A 17,992-nucleotide genomic window follows, 5' to 3' on the forward strand; every position below is an offset into this window, starting at 1 on the left:
GACATCGGCTGACGTGAGAGGCCCCCATGAAGTTCCCCAGCTCGGACGTGCACGGTCCGCGCGACCGCGGCACCAGCCTCATCGAGGTCGTCGTGGCGGTCGTGCTCTTCGGCATCCTCACGTCCACGGTCCTCGCGATCGTGCTGCAGACGCAGGCGTCGACGGTGAACAACCGCGCCCGCGTCGCTGCCTCGAACCTGGCGGCCCGCGAGGTCGACTACGTCCGCGAGCAGTTCATGAAGTCGGAGCAGGGTCCGCTGGACCTCATGACTGCGGGGACCGTGATCAACCCCCATTCTTTCGGTGCTGCTGGCTCAGCCCTCGTCGTCGACGGCAAGCCGTACACCGTGAAGCGCTCGGTCGCCTGGAACGTCACAGGTTCCGCGGCCTCGGCCTGCGAGGGCGGGTCCCTCGTGAAGTACCCCACCATGAATGTTCGTGTCGAGGTCACGTGGCCGTCGATGGGGCAGACGAAGCCTGTCGTCAACACGACGAACCTGGCTCCGCCCAAGGGTGTCGGTCTGTCCACCACCACGTCGTATGTCGCCGTGAAGGTCACGAATGCTGCTGGCGGCCCGAACCCGGGTCGGACGGTCACCGTCTTCTCGACCGGGGAGTCCCGGTCGGGAACCACCGACGATGCCGGCTGCGCCGTCGTCGAGGTCCGCCCGAAGACCGGCGCTACGGGGACGTCGTACTCCGTCCGCCTGTCCGATCCCGGTCATGTCGACATGGCCGGCAACGCCGCCCCGACCCGTCTCGTCGGCAACGTCACCCAGGGGCAGCTCAACTCCTCCATCGACATGGCCTACGACCGTGCCGCCTCGCTCCAGCTGACCGTGGTCGGCGGCGACGTGGTCGACGCGGACGTCGCCGGCAGCTCGCTCAGCGTCTACCAGTCTGTGTTCCAGGGGTCGAGCGGGCTCACCTCGCACGTCCTCTCCGGAGTCCGGACGACGATCGGCGGCCTCTGGCCCACGACGTACGGGGCGTTCTACGGGACGACTGCCCCGAGCTCTTACCCGTCGGTGGTCCTAACCCCGGGCGGGACCGGTCGTCTCGACGTCCCCATCATCCTCGCCCAGGGCTCGATCACGGGTGCTCCCGCCGGGACGACGATCCTCGCGATGCGGCCTGGCGTCACCGACTGCGCTGCACCTGGGGCCATCGCGGTCGACCCGGCTGGGTTCGAGCTCGTTCCTGGGTCGTGGAGCTTCGCGGCTCAGAGCGACCTCGTCGGCTGCTCTCCCGGACCGGCGGCCGTCAGTCTCAGTGCAGGTGGCGCGACCGAGGTCGTCTGGAAGCCGAGCACGCTGACGATCACCAAGGCACCGGCCGACCAGGGTCCCCTCTGGGCGGTCCCCGCTCACGCGGCCGACGACGCGTGCCTGCCAGCCGACCCGGAGGGTGCGGCAGTCATCATCGGTGCCGGCCCGACTGCGACCGTGACGTTGCCTGCGGGGGACTGGTACGTCTTCGCTGCACAGGACGCGGGTGGCAGACCCGCGACCGACCAGCCGTGCTCGAGCACAGGCCTCGTCGCCGTCCCGTACGGCGCCGACACGACCTTCACCTGGACCGGACCTGGAGCGCAGCCGTGACCACAGATCTCGAGACCCGTCCTGCCGGGCGCGGTCTAGTGCAGGCGACGCGGCAGCCGACGCTGCTGGGGCGGGTCCGTTCACGTTCCGCCGACGACAGAGGGGTCACCCTCGTCGAGCTCATGGTGACCATGATCGTCACCGCGCTGGTCGCCGCGATGACCGCAGCCCTGGTCATCGGTGTCCAGCGGACCAATCAGGAGAACATCTCCCGCCAGGACCAGGTGGACGCGGCCCGGGTGGCGGTCGCCAGCATGACCAAGACGCTGCGGGCCGCGGTGACACCGAGCCAGCTGGCGGCGACCTGTGCCGGCTGCACCAGCCCGGGGTTCGTCCAAGGGTCCACCGCGAAGGTGCAGTTCTACTCGAACCTCGACAACCCCAAGAACTCCGTCGGGCCGAGCCGGGTCACCTACGAGGTGATGACAGGGGCTCGTGCGGGTGAGCTCGTCGAGACCGTCCAACGACCCAGCTCACCGAACCCCGGGGCCTCCGGGTACGCGTACTGCACGGGGGGAGCGGGATGCGCAGCGACCATCAAGACCCGCGTCCTCGCTCGGGGGGTCCAGACCAGCAAGCCGGTCTTCACGTATTTCGACGCCGACGGGGCCAAGATGACGCTGCCCTCGAACGGCACCCTGGCTGCCGACCAGCTCGGCAAGGTGCTCTCCGTCGAGCTCACCGTGGCCGTCCAGGGCAAGGGCTCCTACAGGGCAGAGCCGACCACCTACATCCAGCGGGTGCTGCTGCCGAACGCGCAGTCGCTCATCAAGACGGGAACTGAGTGATGAAGAGGACACCCCGCGCCGCGGACGACTCCGGCATGGCGATGGTCCTCGTCATGGGCTCCATGGTCACTCTCATGGTGCTCGTGCTCGCCGGGCTCGCGTACGTCATGCAGAGCGAGCGCTTCGCCCGCCACGACCAGGACTACTCGAGCGCGATGTCGGCAGCCCAGGCTGGCATCGACGACTACATCAGCCAGCTCAACCGGAACGACTCGTACTACGCGCGGGTGGACTGCGCGAACGTCGCGTTGAAGGGTCCGATGACCACGGTGAACTCCTGCGGCTGGTCGGCCTCGACCCCGGCCGGGTGGCAGGCCGTCAGCCCAGGGACCCAGGCGGCGGACGCACCGCACTTCCACTACTCCGTCGATTCCTCCAAGGCCCTCACCGACGGGACCGTCATGGTCACCTCGACCGGCCGGTCGAAGGGCGTCTACCGCACGATCGAGGCTGCTGTCGGCAAGGGAGGCTCGACGGACTTCGTGTACTACACGGACTTCGAGTCAGCCGACCCGGCCAACAAGATCAGCTACCCCAACGGGGCGCCGAACGACAGCTGCGGGAAGCGTGGCAACAGTCTGGCGAAGTACTTCTGGCAGACGCGGTCGGGGTGCTCCGAGATCACCTTCATCGCGAACGACACGCTTGACGGACGTGTGTTCTCCAACGACGCGATCCTCTCGAGCAACGCGCAGTTCCAGATGGGCATCGAGTCGGCCAACTCGAGCTGCGTCAACGTGACCGCGACGACCTCGACGTGGAACAGGTGCTTGCGCAGCGGATCGACGGGTCGTTTTGGTAAGCAGCCCGTGTACTCGAGCGCCCTCTACCTGCAGGACACGTCCGCAGAGTTTGCGACCTACCCTGGATGCCACTACTACGGTGCGACGAGGATCATCTTCAACGCTGGCGGGACCATGACGGTCTGGAGCAAGGACTCGAACTTCTCCGGCGCCAAGATCGCGATCCCGACGCCCGACGGCAAGGTGCCGAGCTGCGGTACCGGTTCGGCTCTGGCTTCGGCGAACGGCGCGACCGTACCGGTCCCGCACGAGCAGGTCGTCTACGTCGCATCCTCGCCGTCGGCTGACCGCCGCCAGCTCTACGGCGGTGAGATCGGCGGTCCTGCGGGCAGCAAGCTGCCGTTGGGCACCTATGCCCAGAACCTCACTCCGCGCAGCGGCGCGTCGTACACGTACGACCTCAACATGACCGACGCCACAAGGTTGAACGGCGAGGGGAACCTCTACGTCGAGGGCGTCCTCAAGGGCCGACTGACCGTCGCTGCGGAGCAGTCGGTCATCGCGACGGGCGACGTGGTGCTCGCCGGAGGCCGGTTCGGTGAAGACATGCTCGGCCTGGTCGCCACCAACTCCGTCGAGGTCATGCACCCGCGGATGGTGACGGTCAGCGCGACCGGCCGCAACAACTCGTGGAGCTGGGCAACCCCTGCCAACGAGGACGAGGCGGGGACCGGTAGCTACGTCAACGACGGGACCTGGCCGAAGCGCTACACCGACCCGACGACCAACCAGATCGTCCCGACGAGCGGAATCCAGATCGCCGGTTCGATCCAGACGCTCCAGCACTCCTTCTTCGTCCAGAGGTACAACATCGGCCCCAAGAAGGGCACCTTGCAGGTCACCGGATCGATTGCGCAGCGTTGGCGAGGGGCTGTGGGGTCTGGGACCGGGCCGGGCATGACCGGCTACGAGAAGCTCTACACGTATGATCTGCGGCTCAAGTTCTCTGCGCCGCCGTACTTCCCGCACTGGGCCAACTCTGAGTGGTCGTCGCGGTACAGCGGAGAGCTGCAGACCGACGGGAGGCTGAAGACAGGGTGACCACGGACCTCTTCGTCGCGCTCCTCGCCGGCGTGCTCGGCCTTGCCGTGGGGTCATTCCTCAACGTGGTCGTCTGGCGCGTCCCGCGGGGCGAGTCTGTCGTCTCGCCGCCGAGCGCCTGCCCGGCCTGCAGCACGCAGATCCGCTCCCGGGACAACGTTCCCGTGCTCTCCTGGGTCCTGCTCGGACGGCGGTGCCGCGACTGCCGCGAGCCCATCTCGGCCCGGTACCCCCTCGTCGAGGCAGGGACTGCGGTGGCCTTCGCCGTCGTCGCCTTCACCGTCGGTCCTGCGTGGACCCTGCCTGCGTACCTCTACGGCGTCGCGATCGCGATCGCACTCACTCTCATCGACATCGAGACGCAGCGCCTGCCCAACGTGATCGTCGTCGGCTCGTACCCCGTGGTCGCAGTCCTGCTCGCGGTGGCCGCGTGGGGGAGCGGGGACTGGTCATCGCTGCTCCGGGCGGCTGTCGGAGCTGTCGTGCTCTTCGCCTTCTACCTGCTGCTGGTGATCGTCTACCCGCCCGGGATGGGCCTCGGGGACGTCAAGCTCGCGGCGATCCTCGGCGCCTATCTGGCGTCGGTTGGCTGGGGCACCCTGGTCGTCGGCGGGTTCGCGGGATTCTTGCTCGGCGGGGTGTTCTCGATCGCGCTGCTCGGTGCTCGGTCCGCGGGCCGCAAGACGGCGATCCCCTTCGGACCGTGGATGCTCTTGGGTGCCGTGGTCGGCATGGTCGTCGGTGAGCGGGTCTGGGACGCGTACCTCTCGACCTTCACCTGACGGGTGAAGAGTGGAGCGGGCCTCACACCCGGCTCAAGACCAGCCTGACAGGCGTCGATACTCCTTCCGGACCTATCCGGGGTCCGGTGAAGGAGATGTGCGGTGGCGAAGTCACGAGTGATCGGGCTAGATATCGGCAGCACCAGCGTGCGTGCCGTCGAGGTGGAGTTCGGGCCGAAGGGCCCCGCAGCCACGAAGACGCCCGAGGTCGTCCGGTTCGGTGAGGTCCCCTTGCCAGCTGGTGCCATCCGTGACGGCGAGGTCGTCGAACCGAACGTCGTGGCGACGGCGATCAAGCAGCTGTGGCGCGAGACGAAGTTCCGGTCGAAGGACGTCGTCATCGGTGTCGGGAACCAGCGCGTCCTCGTCCGTGACCTCGACCTCCCGGCGATGCCCCTCGACCAGATCCGCCAGTCCTTGCCCTACCAGGTGCAGGACCAGATCCCGGTCGCGGTCGAGGACGCGCTCCTCGACTACGTCCCGACGGGCACGTCCGAGGGTCAGCACGGCCCCGTCGTCCACGGGCTCCTAGTCGCCGCGACGAAAGACACCGTCGAGTCGAACGTGGCTGCCGTCACGGCTGCCGGGCTGCGTCCTGTCATGGTCGACCTCACAGCTCTTGCACTGACGCGGAGCCTCGCACGCGGGCCATGGGTCGACAGGACCGTCGCCCTCGTCGACATCGGCGCCCGCATCACGACGGTCGTCATCGTCTCGCGCGGCATGCCGCAGTTCGTCCGTGTCCTGCCCACCGGCGGCCAGGACATGACCGACGCGGTCTCGTCCGCCATGGGGGTCTCGGACACCCAGGCGGAGCAGATCAAGCGACAGGTGGGGATCGGCCTGGCTGTCCCGCCGGAGCTGCGACCAGCAGCCGAAGCCGTCGCCCAGGTCGGCCACGTCCTCGTCGAGGCTGTCCGGGGCACGCTCTCCTACTTCGCGATGAACCACCCGGGGGAGGCTCTCGACATGGTCCTGCTCACCGGCCGCGCAGCCCAGCTCTCAGGTCTTGGGCAGTACGTCTCCTCCGCAGCCCGCGTCGGCGTCTCGGTCGCGTTGCCGCTGTCGACCATGAAGACCGGTCCTGACATGCCGAAGGGCCCTGAGCTCGAGGCGATACAGCACGTGCTGAGCGTCCCGCTCGGCCTGGCCTTCGGAGTCGCAGCATGAGCACCGACACACAGCCCCGCTTCTCCGTGAAGAAGGCCAAGAAGGCACCAGGGGCCGCATCGACCGGCATGATCGCCGGCGCCCCTTCGCTGCCTCAGGTCAACCTGCTCCCAGCCTCGGTCCGCGCGGGGCGCGCTCTCCAGCGTGTCAAGGTGTGGCTCCTGCTCGTCCTCGGTGTCGTGCTGATCGTGGCTCTGCTCGGGTACGTGGCGAGCATGCTCTCGGTGAGCTCAGCCCAGTCCGAGCTCGAGACGGTCCAGGCGGAGACTCTCCGTCTCCAGCAGGAGCAGAGCACGTACTCCGAGGTGCCGCAGATCAAGGGGCAGATCGCGAACGCCGAGCTCGCCAGGACAGTCGGCATGGGCAGCGAGATCCTCTGGAGCGACTACCTCTACGCTGTCTTGCTCCAGATGCCGGCCGGTTCCCAGCTCACCGGGTTCGCCACGACCGCGATGAACCCGCTCGAAGGTCCGCCCGTCCCAGCAGACCCCCTGGTGGGGGCCGGGATCGCGTCGGTCGCGATCACACACAGGTCGCCCACGCTGCCGGACACCGCAGCCTGGATCGACATGCTCAACAGCATCGAGGGCATGCACGACGCCCAGGTGCTGACCCAGACGGTCGGCGAGGAAGACGGTGTCGTCTACTACGAGGTCACCTCGACCGTGCAGCTGAGCGTCGACGCGCTCTCTGGCCGGTTCGGCCCTGAAGGAGATTCCAAGTGAAGACGTCAGCATCGACCCCGTGGATCATCGGCACGGCGGCCATCTCGACCGCGCTGCTCGCGATCGCCTGGTTCTTGGCGATCTCCCCGCAGCTCGACGAGGCGAGCCTGGCCCGCGAGCAGGCTGTCCAGGAGGCGGACCGGAACGATCTGCTCGAGGTGCAGATCGCACAGCTGAAGTCAGACTTCGAGAAGATCGACGAGTTCCGCGGTACGCTCGCCGGGCTCCAGAGCCAGATTCCCGCGACCTTCGAGCAGGCGGCGTTCAACGTCGAGCTTGCGAACGTCTCGCTCGGCACGGGTGCGTTCGTCGTCGACGTCACGACGTCGACCTCGACGCCGGTCCTCGCGTCGCTGGCCGCCATCCCTGGAGTCGCGGCCGTGACCGGGGCGCCGGTGGGCCTCTACGCGGTCCCGGTCACGGTCACCGTCCTCGGTAACCCCACTGCGACGCTCGAGTACGTCAAGGCTCTCCAGACCGCGACGTCCAGGCTCTTCCTCGCGACCGGTGTCTCCCTCACCGGCCAGGACGAGACCGGCGCGAGCGGTGGGCGCCCCGCGACGGCCAAGGGTGATGCGGAGATCGTCATCAGCGGCTACGTCTACGTCCTGGACGCCGATGCCGCACCTGCGCCGGCGGCTCCCACTGCCGAGGAGCCTGCGGTGACAACCAGCTGACCTGGCTGGTACCGAGTGTCGGCGCCCGGCACACCTCGCCCCGCCGGGCGTCCGACACTCGGGCGCCCGGCGTCGTCGGCCCTGGTCCGTGGGAAGATGTCCGCATGCTTCGTTGGCTGACTTCAGGTGAATCGCACGGCCCTGCACTCGTGGGCATCGTCGAGGGTGTCCCCGCAGGTGTGGAGGTGCTGACCTCCGACATCCAGGACGCGCTCGCGCGCCGTCGTCTGGGCTACGGCCGCGGCGCCCGGATGAAGTTCGAGCAGGACGAGGTGCGCATCCTCGCCGGTCTGCGGCACGGCATCACCCAGGGTGGTCCGCTCGCGATCGAGATCGGCAACACGGAGTGGCCCAAGTGGGTCGACGTCATGGCCTCCGACCCTGTCGACCCGGCGCTGCTGAACCGTGCGCGCAACGCGCCGCTCACCCGTCCGCGTCCGGGCCACGCCGACCTCGTGGGCATGCGCAAGTACGCCTTCGACGACGCTCGTCCTGTGCTCGAGCGCGCCTCCGCCCGGGAGACCGCGACGCGTGTTGCCCTCGGCGCCGTCGCCGCGAAGTTCCTCGAGCAGGCTCTCGGCATCCGTCTCGTGTCGCACGTGACGAGCATCGGCCCGGTCTTCACTCCTGAGGACGCCGTGCTCCCGTCGCCAGACGACGTCGCGTACCTCGACGCCGACCCGGTCCGCTGCTTCGACAAGACCACCTCGGACGCGATGGTCGCCGAGATCGACGCGTGCCACAAGGACGCCGACACCCTCGGTGGCGTCGTCGAGGTCCTCGCCTACGGCGTCCCGACGGGCCTCGGCTCGTACACGCACGGCGACCGTCGCCTCGACGCGAAGCTCGCCGCGGCCCTCATGGGGATCCAGGCCATCAAGGGTGTCGAGGTCGGCGACGGCTTCCGCACGGCCGCCCGCCGCGGTTCGCAGGCCCACGACGAGATCGACCGCGACGAGGACGGCCGTCTGCGCCGCCGGACCAACCGTGCTGGTGGTATCGAGGGCGGCATGAGCAACGGTGAGGTCCTGCGGGTCCGCGCCGCGATGAAGCCCATCTCCACGGTCCCGCGCGCTCTCGCGACTGTCGACGTCGCGACGGGGGAGCCGGCGACCGCCCAGCACCAGCGCTCGGACGTCTGCGCCGTTCCGCCGGCAGCCGTGGTCGCCGAGGCGATGGTCGCGCTGACCCTCGTCGACGTGGTCCTCGAGAAGTTCGGCGGCGACTCCGTCGGCGAGGTCCGCCGGAACGCCGAGGCGTACCTGGCCGCCATCCCCGAGCTGCTGCGCTGATCGTGTCACCGACTGGCGCAGGGGCGCAGAGCCCGCGTGTGGTGCTCGTCGGCCCGCCCGGGTCCGGCAAGTCGACCACGGCCCGGCTGCTCGCCGGGCTGCTCGGCGTCGACCTGCGCGACACCGACACCGACATCGAGGTGACGGCCGGCAAGGCCATCGCCGAGATCTTCGTCGACGACGGCGAGCCGCACTTCCGTGCTCTCGAGCGCGAGGCCGTGACGACAGCCCTGGCCGTCCACGAGGGGGTGCTCGCCCTCGGGGGCGGAGCCGTCCTCGACACCTTGAGCCAGGCCGCCCTCGAGGCGTACACGCACGACGGCGGCGCCGTCGTGTTCCTCGACGTGAGCCTCACCCACGTCGCGCCCCGCGTCGGTTTCAACCAGGCGCGCCCGCTGCTGCTCGGCAACCCTCGTGCGAAGTGGGCGAGCCTCATGGAGGCGCGCCGCCCCGTGTACGAGCGGATCGCCACGCACCGCGTCGACACCGACGCCAAGACCGCCGCCCAGGTCGCCCGTGAGATCCACGAGGCCCTGGTCCGTCCCACCCCACCGGAGGACCCGTCGTGACCGACGAGACGACTGCCACGCCCGAGACCGCCACTGCGCCGTCCCCTTCCGTCGTGCGCGTCGACGCAGAGCACTCCTACGACGTGCTCATCGGCAAGCAGCTGCTCGGCGAGCTGCCGCGCCTGCTCGGCACCGGCGTCAAGAAGGTCCTCGTCGTGCACACCGAGGCGATGGAGGCCTCGGCCGCCGTCGTCCGTGAAGACCTCCTCGCCCAGGGCTACGAGGCCCTCCTCGCCGTCATCCCCGACGCCGAGGGAGCGAAGTCTGTCGATGTCGTCGCCTTCTGCTGGCAGGTGCTCGGCCAGTCCGACTTCACCCGCAGCGACGCGATCGTCTCGCTCGGCGGGGGAGCGACGACCGACGTCGCCGGCTTCATCGCCGCCACGTGGCTGCGCGGCATCTCGGTCGTGCACATCCCGACGACCCTGCTCGCGATGGTCGACGCCGCTGTCGGCGGGAAGACGGGCATCAACACGGCTGAGGGCAAGAACCTCGTGGGTGCCTTCCACTCGCCCGTCGGCGTGCTGTGCGACCTCGTCGCCCTCGAGACGCTGCCGCGCTGGGACTTCGTCGCGGGGCTCGGCGAGATCATCAAGACAGGGTTCATCGCCGACCCGGTGATCCTCGACCTCGTCGAGGCCAACGCCGAAGCCCTCGGCACCTGGCCCGCGAGCATCGACGACCATCTCTGGGACGTCGTCCGTGAGCTCGTCGAGCGCAGCGTCGCCGTCAAGGCGCGCGTCGTCAGCGAAGACCTCAAGGAGGCCTCGCTCCGCGAGATCCTCAACTACGGGCACACCCTCGCCCACGCGATCGAGCAGGTCGAGCGCTACGCCTGGCGTCACGGGGCTGCTGTGTCGGTGGGCATGGTCTTCGCCGCCGAGCTCGCACGTCTCGCCGGTCGCCTCGACGACGAGGTCGTCGACCGCCACAGGTCGATCCTCGCGTCGGTCGGTCTGCCGCTGACGTACCGCGGCGACCGCTGGGAGCAGCTGCTCGCCGTGATGCGCCGCGACAAGAAGTCCCGTGGCGACCTGCTGCGCTTTGTCGTGCTCGACGGCATCGGCAAGCCGACCCGGCTCGAAGGCCCCGACCCGACGCTGCTCGCCGCCGCCTACGCCGAGATCAGCGCAGACGCACCGACCAGCAGGGCCATCTCGCTCTAGCCGACGCTCCGGTCGACGCGCCGCCGTTCTCGTCGAAGAGCGGTGTTCCGTCGGTCAGGCGCGGTCGTCGTGGCAGAAGAGCGCGCTGTGCCCGGCGGCTCGTCGAGAGTGTCGAGGGGGGTGAAGAGGTCCGTGCTCAGGGCGCAGGGCAGGACTCCCCACCGCGGCAGGGTGCGCCTGGGCGCCCGGCCGTGCAGCATGACGGCATGACCACTCCACTCACCGCGGACGCCTCGTTCCGGGCCGCACGCTCCTCGCTCTCCTCGAGCCTGTGGATCGGGGTGGCGCTGCTCTGGGCCGCGACCGCGGGAGTGGTCGTCGGCGCCGTGACGTTCTGGGGCGAGACTGCGGGGTGGGCGTGCGCCTTCTTCGTGCTGCTCCTGGCACCCTTCGCCGTCGGGGTGCTGCTCATGGCTGTCTCGGACCGCCGGAGCTGGGCGGTCGCTGCCCGCGGCATCCCTGTCGAGGTGCGCAGCGCCCGCGGCCTCGGCAGCGGGAACAGCCAGGGACGCCAGGTGGTCGCTTGGGACGACCGCGATGCGCAGGGTCTGCCGTACCTGCACCTCACGCTCCCGGGTGGTGCTGAGCACGGGGACATCACGGGTCCGGTGACCGTGGAGATCTTCCGCCGCACGGGTCGCGGCCGTGGCATCGGCGGCCCGGTGCGTGTCCGGTCGAGCGACGGGCACCGCGAGTGGTGGGCGGGCAACGCCGTCGAGTCGGCCGAGCGGCGCCCTCCGATCGTCGAGGCTCAGACAGCGGCAACCTGACGCGCCGCCTCCCGTCCGGTGTCCGTGGGCACAGGTCTCCCGTCGGGGGACTCGCGTACTAGGCTCCCGGGCATGACACGTGTGCTGCTCCTCAACGGCCCCAACCTCGGACGACTCGGCGTACGAGAGCCAGAGGTCTACGGCTCTCTGTCCTTCGCCGACCTCGTCGAGTCCGGCGCCCGGTGGGGGAGCGAGCTCGGTCTCGAGGTCGAGGTCCGCCAGACCGACGACGAGTCCGAGCTGGTCCACTGGTTGCATGAGGCCGTCGACACGCGCAGCGACGTGGTGCTCAACCCGGCTGCGTTCACGCACTACTCCTACGCACTCCGCGACGCGGCCGCGCAGGTGACCAAGGGAGGACTGCGCCTGGTCGAGGTGCACATCTCCAACCCGTACGCCCGGGAGGAGTTCCGCCATCTCTCGGTCGTCGGGCCTGTCGCCACGGGGACCGTCGCGGGATTCGGCTTCGACTCGTACAGGCTGGCGCTGCTCGCTCTCGCCGGCTGAACCGCTGGGCTGAGGTCCGGAGTCGACCTGAGAGACCGCCTCTGACATGCTTCAAAAATAGTGTGCCAAGCGCATGCACACGCCCGTTACAGCTCAGCACCTCGACCTGAAGTCCAGAACACATCCTTGAACACCAAGGATCAAGCGCTTAGCCTTGAGCCATGTTCGTCCTCACGGTAGACCAGCAGCGCAGCACGACCCGCGGGGACAAGGTCCCCGACTTCTTGGCCTGCGCGGAGATCTGGGGTGCGCGCCTCGACGGCATCGAGCTGCCCTTCGAGCGGACCGTCGGGGACGAGGTCCAGGCTGTCGTCTCGTCGCCCTCGACGGCTCTCGCGCTCGTGCTGGAGATCGTCCGTCTCGGCGGATGGCGGGCCGGCGTCGGCGTGGGGGAGGTGCAGGACCCGCTCCCAGAGCACAGCCGCGAGGCTTCCGGACCCGCCTTCGTCAGGGCCCGCGCCGCGATCGATCGTGCCAAGCGGCGCTCCTCGGCTGTCCCCGTCGCGGTCCAGGGTGGGGACGGCCCGGCGTCAGCCGACGTCGAGGCGGTCGTCCACCTGCTCGGCGCGGTGGTCGAGCGCCGGTCTACCGCTGGCTGGGAGGTCGTCGACCTCCTGGTCGACCTCGAGAGGTCTGGTGCTGACGCGACCCAGCGCGAGGTCGCGCGGAGGCTCGGGGTGAGCGAGCAGGCCGTGAGCCAGCGCGTGCGCGCCGCCCTCTGGGCCGAAGAGCGTGCCGCCCGACCCGTGGTCGCCAGGCTCCTCGGCGAGCTCGACACCATCTGAGCGCGACGCGCAGTCCCATCCGTCGCAGCGTTCCCTGTGACGGACCCTGCGTGTAGCGTGCGGCTCAGTCGACTGCAGGGGAGATGTCTTGATGGGTCTGATGACAGGCACGGTGCTCGGCATCGGGAACTTCGCCACCCTCCTCGCGGAGGTCCAGCCCTATCTGCCCGACGGGCACCCACCGGTGCACGCACAGACGAGCATCGGTGTCGCCCTGGCGATCGCCGCAGGGCTGATCGTGCTGAGCATCGTCGGTGGCTATTACGTCACGCGTGGCGTGCTGCACCTCGCCGCGCGCACAGGTGCTGCCGAGTCGGCCAGCGGAGCCCGGGGAGGTGCCCCGAGTGATCCCGCGGGCCCAGCCACCTCGACCGCCGGTCCGCCGACGGGCACCTCTGCCCCCGGTGCCGCAGACCCGACCGGCACCGGACAGCAGGCGGGTGCCGCCTCGAGCCCCGCCGATCCCGGCCCGACCGGCCCCACCGCCGTCGCCGCCCTGCGCGGCGGAACCTGGATCGGCATCCTCGAGCGGCTCGCGGTGACGGGCCTGATCCTCGTCGGCTATCCGGGTGGCATCGCGATCCTCGTGGCGATCAAGGGGCTGGGCAGGTACCCCGAGCTCAAGGACAACCCAGGGGCCTCGGAGCGTTTCGTCGTCGGGACGCTCGCCTCGATCGTCTGGGCTGCTGGTCTCGGGGTCCTCGGTCTGTGGTGGATCGGCTGAGGTAGACTGGCCCACGCTCTCGTGCGGTCCGCTCCCTGATCAGCCCTGCACCTCGCCGGTGCCGGGGCTCGTCGTCCGGTCGTCGGGTGCCTGATCCTTGAACACTCGACAGGAAGACCACCGTGGCTACCACCAACGACATCAAGAACGGCACTGTGCTCAAGCTCGACGGCCAGCTCTGGACCGTCATCGACTTCCAGCACGTCAAGCCCGGCAAGGGTGGCGCGTTCGTCCGCACCAAGATGAAGAACGTGACCTCGGGCAAGACGGTCGACAAGACCTTCAACGCCGGCCTGAAGATCGAGACTGCGACCGTCGACAAGAGCGACATGCAGTATCTCTACAAGGACGGCACGGACTACGTGTTCATGGACCAGACCACGTACGACCAGATCAACATCCCCGAGGTGGTCGTGGGCGACGCCGCCAACTTCCTCCTCGAGAGCCAGGTCGTCAACGTCGCGACCAACGAGGGCACGGTCCTCTACATCGAGCTGCCGCCGTCGGTCGTCCTCGAGATCACCTACAGCGAGCCGGGCCTCCAGGGCGACCGCTCGACCGGTGGCACCAAGCCCGCCACCCTCGAGACCGGTCACGTGATCCAGGTCCCGCTGTTCCTCGAGCAGGGCACCAAGGTCAAGGTCGACACCCGCGACTCGAGCTACCTCGGCCGAGTGAACGACTGACGTGGGAGCCAGGACCAAGGCCCGCAAGCGCGCGCTCGACGTGCTCTTCGAGGCCGAGCAGCGTCACCTCGACCCGATCACCCTCCTCGCGGACCGGGTGGCCGAGCCGGGGACCGAGGCAGCCCTGCCGCAGTACTCCGCCGACATCGTCGAGGGGGTCATCGACCGCCTCGACCGGATCGACGAGCTCCTCGAGACGTACTCGCACGAGTGGTCGCTCGACCGCATGCCCGCCGTCGACCGTGCGCTGCTGCGCATCGGCACGTGGGAGATCCTCTTCAACGACGACGTCCCGGACGCCGTCGCGATCGACGAGGCCGTCGAGCTGTCCAGGTCGCTCTCGACCGACGACTCGCCGGTCTTCGTCAACGGTCTCCTCGGCCGCATCCTCGAGCTGAAGCCGACCATCCTGGCCTGACCTCTCGTCCTCGAGGGAGACGCCACCGCGCGCAGGCCCGGACCGTTCACGGTCCGGGCCTGCGTGCGTCCTGTGGCGAGGAGTCGTAGCAGGTGGGGAGGTTCTGCGACCGTCGGGCCTCTCGGGACCTACGGCCCCGTAGGTTACGGGTCCGTAGGTTATTCTCGACGGGTGACCTCGTCGATCGAACACCGCCCGTGGCTGTCCTCCTACGCGCCCGGAGTCGCGCACGACATCACCGTGCCCGACGAACCGCTGACAGCCTCGCTCGAGCGCGCCGCCGAGCGTTTCCCGGACAGGCCGGCCCTCGACTTCATGGGCTCGACGACCACCTACGCCGAGCTCCTCGACCAGGTCCGCCGCGCTGCGAGCGCCCTGCTCGACCTCGGTGTCGGCCCGGGTGACAGGGTCGCGATCGCGCTCCCGAACCTCGCCTCGCACGTGGTCGCCTTCTACGCGACGCTGCGGATCGGTGCTGTCGTCGTCGAGCACAACCCGACGTACACCGCCGGCGAGCTCGCGCACCAGCTCACGGACTCTGGCGCCGTGGTCGCGATCTGCTGGGAGCACACAGCGGTCAGGGTCCTCGAGGTCCAGGCGCAGACGCCGGTCCGGACGGTGATCGCCGTCGACATGTCTCGCGACCTGCCCACGCTCAAGCGCCTGGCGCTCTCCCTCCCGATCAGCAAGGCCAAGGCCCTCCGGGCGACGATGCGTGCCGCCCTGCCCTCGGGCACGACCTACTGGCACGAGCTGGTCTCGAAGTCGTCGCCGCTGCCCGCCGACCACCCGTACCCGGAGTCCGAAGACCTTGCTCTCCTGCAGTACACGGGTGGCACGACCGGGACTCCTAAGGGCGCGATGCTCACCCACCGCAACCTCGTGGCCAACGTCGTGCAGGGCACCGAGTGGACCGGGGCGGAGCGTGAGTCTGTCGAGGAGGACGGCCACGAGGTCGTCTACGGCGTGCTCCCGTTCTTCCACGCCTTCGGTCTCATGCTCTGCCTCACCTACGCGATGCGGATCGGCGCGACGCTCGTGCTGTTCCCCAAGTTCGACGTGACGTCCGTCCTGGCGACCCAGAAGCGCCTGCCCGGGTCGTTCTTGCCCGCGGTGCCCCCGATGCTCGACAGGCTGTCGGCGGCGGCGAAGGAGTCCGGCGCCGACCTCACGAGCTTCCGGTACGCCATCTGCGGTGCGATGCCGATCCCGCTCGCGACGGCGGAGGCCTGGGAAGAGGTGACCGGCGGTCTCGCGATCGAGGGGTACGGCATGACCGAGACCTCCCCGGTCGCCCTCGGCAGCCCTCTCTCCGACCAGCGTCGGCCGGGCATGCTCGGTCTGCCCTTCCCCTCGACCGACATCCTCGTGGTCGACCAGGACGACCCGACGAAGATCCTCGGGTCCGGGGAGCGCGGCGAGCTGCTCATCAGCGGACCGCAGGTCTTCGCGGGCTACTGGGAGCGCCCGGAGGACACTGCCGAGTCGCTCGTCGAGCTCCAGGGCAAGACCTGGGTGCGGACCGGTGACGTGGTCGTCATGCACGACGGCGGGTTCGTCCAGGCCGTGGACCGCATCAAGGAGATGATCATCACCGGAGGGTTCAAGGTCTTCCCGTCACAGGTCGAAGACTGCCTGCGGACCATGCCCGGCGTCGAGGACGTCGCCGTGGTCGGTCTCCCGGGCGGCGACCTGGGGGAGAAGGTCGTCGCGGCCCTCGTGCTGGCACGCGACGCCACGGGTGTCGACCTCGAGGCCGTCCGGGCCTGGTGCGAGAAGAACGTCGCCCGCTACGCCCTGCCCAAGCAGCTGGTGATCATGAAGGACCTGCCCAGGTCGCAGATCGGCAAGGTCCTGCGCAGGGTCGTGCGCGACAGGGTGATCTCGGGGACCTGACGGCCCCCGGGTCGTCAGACCGCAGAGCCGAGGAGCAGCACGCGGACACCCCGGGGTCTAGCGTGAGCCTGTGAAGCCTGCCGAACGCCGTGTCCTCGTGGTCGCGATCCTCGCGTCCTTCGTCGTGTTCCTCGACGGGTCGGTCGTCAACGTCGCCCTGCCCGCGATCGCCGGTGACCTCGACGGGGGAGTGCTCGACGGGCTCGCCCTCCAGCAGTGGGTCGTCGACGCCTATCTCGTGACCCTCGGTGCGCTGATCCTCGTGGCCGGGTCGCTCTCCGACGTCCTCGGCCGACGGCGTGTCCTCTCGTGGGGGCTGGTCGGTTTTGGTCTCGCGTCGCTCGCCTGCGCTGTCGCCCCGACAGGGGTGGTCCTCGTGGTCGCCCGCGCTGTCCAGGGCGCTGCCGGGGCGCTCCTGGTCCCCAGCTCCCTCGCGATGATCGTCGCGACCTTCCGCGGCGAGGCGCAGGGGCGGGCCATCGGAACCTGGACGGCGTGGACGGGGACAGCGATGATCGCCGGGCCGCTGCTCGGAGGGATCCTCGTCGACACGTCGTCGTGGCGCTGGGTCTTCGCGGTCAACGTGCTCCCCGTCGCGGTGACAGCCTGGTTGCTGCGGGGCACCGCCCGGGGTGAGCGGGACAGGTCGCGCCGTGTCGACGTCGCAGGCGCGGCCCTCGTCGCGCTGGGTCTGGCCGGCACGGTCTTCGCGCTCATCGAGCAAGGACGGCTCGGCTGGGACGACCCGCTGGTCTGGGGACCGCTGTTCCTCGGCGTCGCGGCGCTCGACGTCTTCGTGCTGTGGGAACGGCGCGTGCCCGACCCTGTCCTGCCGCTGCGGCTCTTCGCCGTGCGCAACTTCTCGGCCGGCAACCTCACCACGGCCTTCGTCTACGGGGCGCTCGCCTTCGGCGGCTTCGTCGTCGTCCTGTTCCTGCAGCAGGTCGCCGGCTACAGCGCGACGGCGGCCGGTCTGGCGATGCTGCCCGTCACGCTCCTCATGCTCGTGCTGTCGTCCCGCGCCGGGTCGCTGGCAGGTCGCTACGGTGCGCGCGTCTTCATGACCGCCGGCCCGCTGCTCGCCGCCGCCGGGTACCTGCTCATGCTGACGACCACGCAGGACGCGGACTACCTCACCCAGCTGCTGCCGGGTGTGCTGCTCTTCGGGCTCGGTCTGAGCGCGACGGTGGCTCCCCTGACGGCGTCGATCCTCGCTGCGGTCCCGCCCGAGGACGCCGGCATCGGCTCCGCGGTCAACAACGCGGTCTCGCGGGTGGCCGGGCTGGTGGTCATCGCCTGCGCCGGGGTGGTCCTCGGCCCGACGCTCGACCTTGCGGGGTTCCACAGAGCCCTGGTGCTGACAGCCGTGCTGCTCGCCCTCGGCGGGCTGGTGAGCTGGCTCGGCGTCCGGGACGCCCCTACGACAGCCGGGGCAGAGGGCTCGGCAGTCGCCTGACAGAACGCCCGGTCTCCGAGTGACGGTGCGTCCGTGGCATCTCGACGAGCACGGCGCCAGAGCGCCCGGCGGCAGCCTGACGACCCGCAGCAGGGACAGGTCGTCTCACCATGCGCCACCCCGCACGGGCGCCGCC

18 protein-coding genes are annotated in these 17,992 nt (G+C 69.5%); all 18 read left to right on the top strand.

What is annotated here, in order from left to right:
- Positions 1 to 26 precede the first annotated feature (26 nt).
- The 18 genes from HZZ10_RS03320 to HZZ10_RS03405 all read left to right on the top strand — a co-directional run bounded on the left by HZZ10_RS03320 (position 27) and on the right by HZZ10_RS03405 (position 17,856).
- Positions 27 to 1,601: a type IV pilus modification PilV family protein gene (locus tag HZZ10_RS03320; protein ID WP_179912406.1), complete on the top strand. Its 1,575-nt coding sequence runs from the start codon at positions 27 to 29 to the stop codon at positions 1,599 to 1,601.
- Complete coding sequence (locus tag HZZ10_RS03325) at positions 1,598 to 2,389, top strand: PulJ/GspJ family protein (protein WP_162246147.1); 792 nt, start codon at positions 1,598 to 1,600, stop codon at positions 2,387 to 2,389. The genes HZZ10_RS03320 and HZZ10_RS03325 overlap by 4 nt, the downstream gene beginning before the upstream one ends.
- The gene (locus HZZ10_RS03330; protein WP_056132610.1) at positions 2,389 to 4,233 is read left to right on the top strand and encodes a hypothetical protein; all 1,845 of its coding nucleotides are present in this window, start codon (positions 2,389 to 2,391) and stop codon (positions 4,231 to 4,233) included. Before HZZ10_RS03325 ends, HZZ10_RS03330 begins: the two co-directional genes overlap by 1 nt.
- Positions 4,230 to 5,015, top strand: coding sequence for a prepilin peptidase (locus HZZ10_RS20000; RefSeq protein ID WP_179912407.1), 786 nt, complete (start codon positions 4,230 to 4,232; stop codon positions 5,013 to 5,015). Before HZZ10_RS03330 ends, HZZ10_RS20000 begins: the two co-directional genes overlap by 4 nt.
- Positions 5,016 to 5,117: 102 nt before the next feature.
- Positions 5,118 to 6,185 (top strand): type IV pilus assembly protein PilM, encoded by a 1,068-nt coding sequence (pilM, locus tag HZZ10_RS03340; RefSeq protein ID WP_179912408.1) that lies wholly within the window; start codon positions 5,118 to 5,120, stop codon positions 6,183 to 6,185.
- The gene (locus HZZ10_RS03345; protein ID WP_179912409.1) at positions 6,182 to 6,910 is read left to right on the top strand and encodes a fimbrial assembly protein; all 729 of its coding nucleotides are present in this window, start codon (positions 6,182 to 6,184) and stop codon (positions 6,908 to 6,910) included. Before pilM ends, HZZ10_RS03345 begins: the two co-directional genes overlap by 4 nt.
- Positions 6,907 to 7,587, top strand: a complete 681-nt coding sequence (locus HZZ10_RS03350) for a hypothetical protein (RefSeq protein WP_179912410.1) — start codon at positions 6,907 to 6,909, stop codon at positions 7,585 to 7,587. Before HZZ10_RS03345 ends, HZZ10_RS03350 begins: the two co-directional genes overlap by 4 nt.
- Before the next feature lie 104 nt (positions 7,588 to 7,691).
- A complete protein-coding gene (gene aroC, locus HZZ10_RS03355) occupies positions 7,692 to 8,879 on the top strand; it encodes a chorismate synthase (protein ID WP_179912411.1) in 1,188 nt (395 codons plus the stop codon).
- Positions 8,876 to 9,448, top strand: coding sequence for a shikimate kinase (locus HZZ10_RS03360; RefSeq protein ID WP_218928391.1), 573 nt, complete (start codon positions 8,876 to 8,878; stop codon positions 9,446 to 9,448). Before aroC ends, HZZ10_RS03360 begins: the two co-directional genes overlap by 4 nt.
- Complete coding sequence (gene aroB / locus HZZ10_RS03365; RefSeq protein WP_373367312.1) at positions 9,445 to 10,614, top strand: 3-dehydroquinate synthase; 1,170 nt, start codon at positions 9,445 to 9,447, stop codon at positions 10,612 to 10,614. The genes HZZ10_RS03360 and aroB overlap by 4 nt, the downstream gene beginning before the upstream one ends.
- Positions 10,615 to 10,820: 206 nt before the next feature.
- On the top strand, positions 10,821 to 11,384 hold the full coding sequence (locus tag HZZ10_RS03370; protein ID WP_179912413.1) for a hypothetical protein: 564 nt from the start codon (positions 10,821 to 10,823) through the stop codon (positions 11,382 to 11,384).
- A 72-nt stretch (positions 11,385 to 11,456) separates the two neighbouring features.
- Positions 11,457 to 11,891 (top strand): type II 3-dehydroquinate dehydratase, encoded by a 435-nt coding sequence (locus tag HZZ10_RS03375; RefSeq protein ID WP_056132634.1) that lies wholly within the window; start codon positions 11,457 to 11,459, stop codon positions 11,889 to 11,891.
- A gap of 161 nt (positions 11,892 to 12,052) precedes the next feature.
- Complete coding sequence (locus HZZ10_RS03380; RefSeq protein WP_179912414.1) at positions 12,053 to 12,676, top strand: SatD family protein; 624 nt, start codon at positions 12,053 to 12,055, stop codon at positions 12,674 to 12,676.
- Positions 12,677 to 12,767: 91 nt separating this feature from the next.
- Complete coding sequence (locus HZZ10_RS03385; RefSeq protein WP_228086959.1) at positions 12,768 to 13,400, top strand: RAD23 family protein; 633 nt, start codon at positions 12,768 to 12,770, stop codon at positions 13,398 to 13,400.
- A gap of 122 nt (positions 13,401 to 13,522) precedes the next feature.
- The gene (gene efp, locus HZZ10_RS03390) at positions 13,523 to 14,086 is read left to right on the top strand and encodes an elongation factor P (RefSeq protein ID WP_179912415.1); all 564 of its coding nucleotides are present in this window, start codon (positions 13,523 to 13,525) and stop codon (positions 14,084 to 14,086) included.
- Position 14,087: 1 nt separating this feature from the next.
- Positions 14,088 to 14,504 carry a transcription antitermination factor NusB gene (gene nusB, locus HZZ10_RS03395; protein ID WP_056132643.1) on the top strand — a complete coding sequence of 139 codons (417 nt, stop codon included), beginning with the start codon at positions 14,088 to 14,090 and terminating at the stop codon, positions 14,502 to 14,504.
- Between the two features lie 171 nt (positions 14,505 to 14,675).
- Positions 14,676 to 16,400 (top strand): AMP-binding protein, encoded by a 1,725-nt coding sequence (locus HZZ10_RS03400; RefSeq protein ID WP_179912416.1) that lies wholly within the window; start codon positions 14,676 to 14,678, stop codon positions 16,398 to 16,400.
- Between the two features lie 70 nt (positions 16,401 to 16,470).
- On the top strand, positions 16,471 to 17,856 hold the full coding sequence (locus HZZ10_RS03405) for an MFS transporter (protein ID WP_179912417.1): 1,386 nt from the start codon (positions 16,471 to 16,473) through the stop codon (positions 17,854 to 17,856).
- Positions 17,857 to 17,992: the final 136 nt, after the last annotated feature.

It is taken from the genome of Sanguibacter inulinus (assembly GCF_013415325.1).
Lineage (GTDB): Bacteria > Actinomycetota > Actinomycetes > Actinomycetales > Cellulomonadaceae > Sanguibacter > Sanguibacter inulinus.

Coding starts and splice junctions, on each gene's coding strand:
- HZZ10_RS03320 (WP_179912406.1), top strand. CDS start 27: ATGAAGTTCCCCAGCTCGGACGTGCACGGTCCGCGCGACCGCGGCACC.
- HZZ10_RS03380 (WP_179912414.1), top strand. CDS start 12,053: ATGTTCGTCCTCACGGTAGACCAGCAGCGCAGCACGACCCGCGGGGAC.
- HZZ10_RS03330 (WP_056132610.1), top strand. CDS start 2,389: ATGAAGAGGACACCCCGCGCCGCGGACGACTCCGGCATGGCGATGGTC.
- HZZ10_RS03385 (WP_228086959.1), top strand. CDS start 12,768: ATGGGTCTGATGACAGGCACGGTGCTCGGCATCGGGAACTTCGCCACC.
- aroC (WP_179912411.1), top strand. CDS start 7,692: ATGCTTCGTTGGCTGACTTCAGGTGAATCGCACGGCCCTGCACTCGTG.
- HZZ10_RS03345 (WP_179912409.1), top strand. CDS start 6,182: ATGAGCACCGACACACAGCCCCGCTTCTCCGTGAAGAAGGCCAAGAAG.
- HZZ10_RS03375 (WP_056132634.1), top strand. CDS start 11,457: ATGACACGTGTGCTGCTCCTCAACGGCCCCAACCTCGGACGACTCGGC.
- HZZ10_RS03370 (WP_179912413.1), top strand. CDS start 10,821: ATGACCACTCCACTCACCGCGGACGCCTCGTTCCGGGCCGCACGCTCC.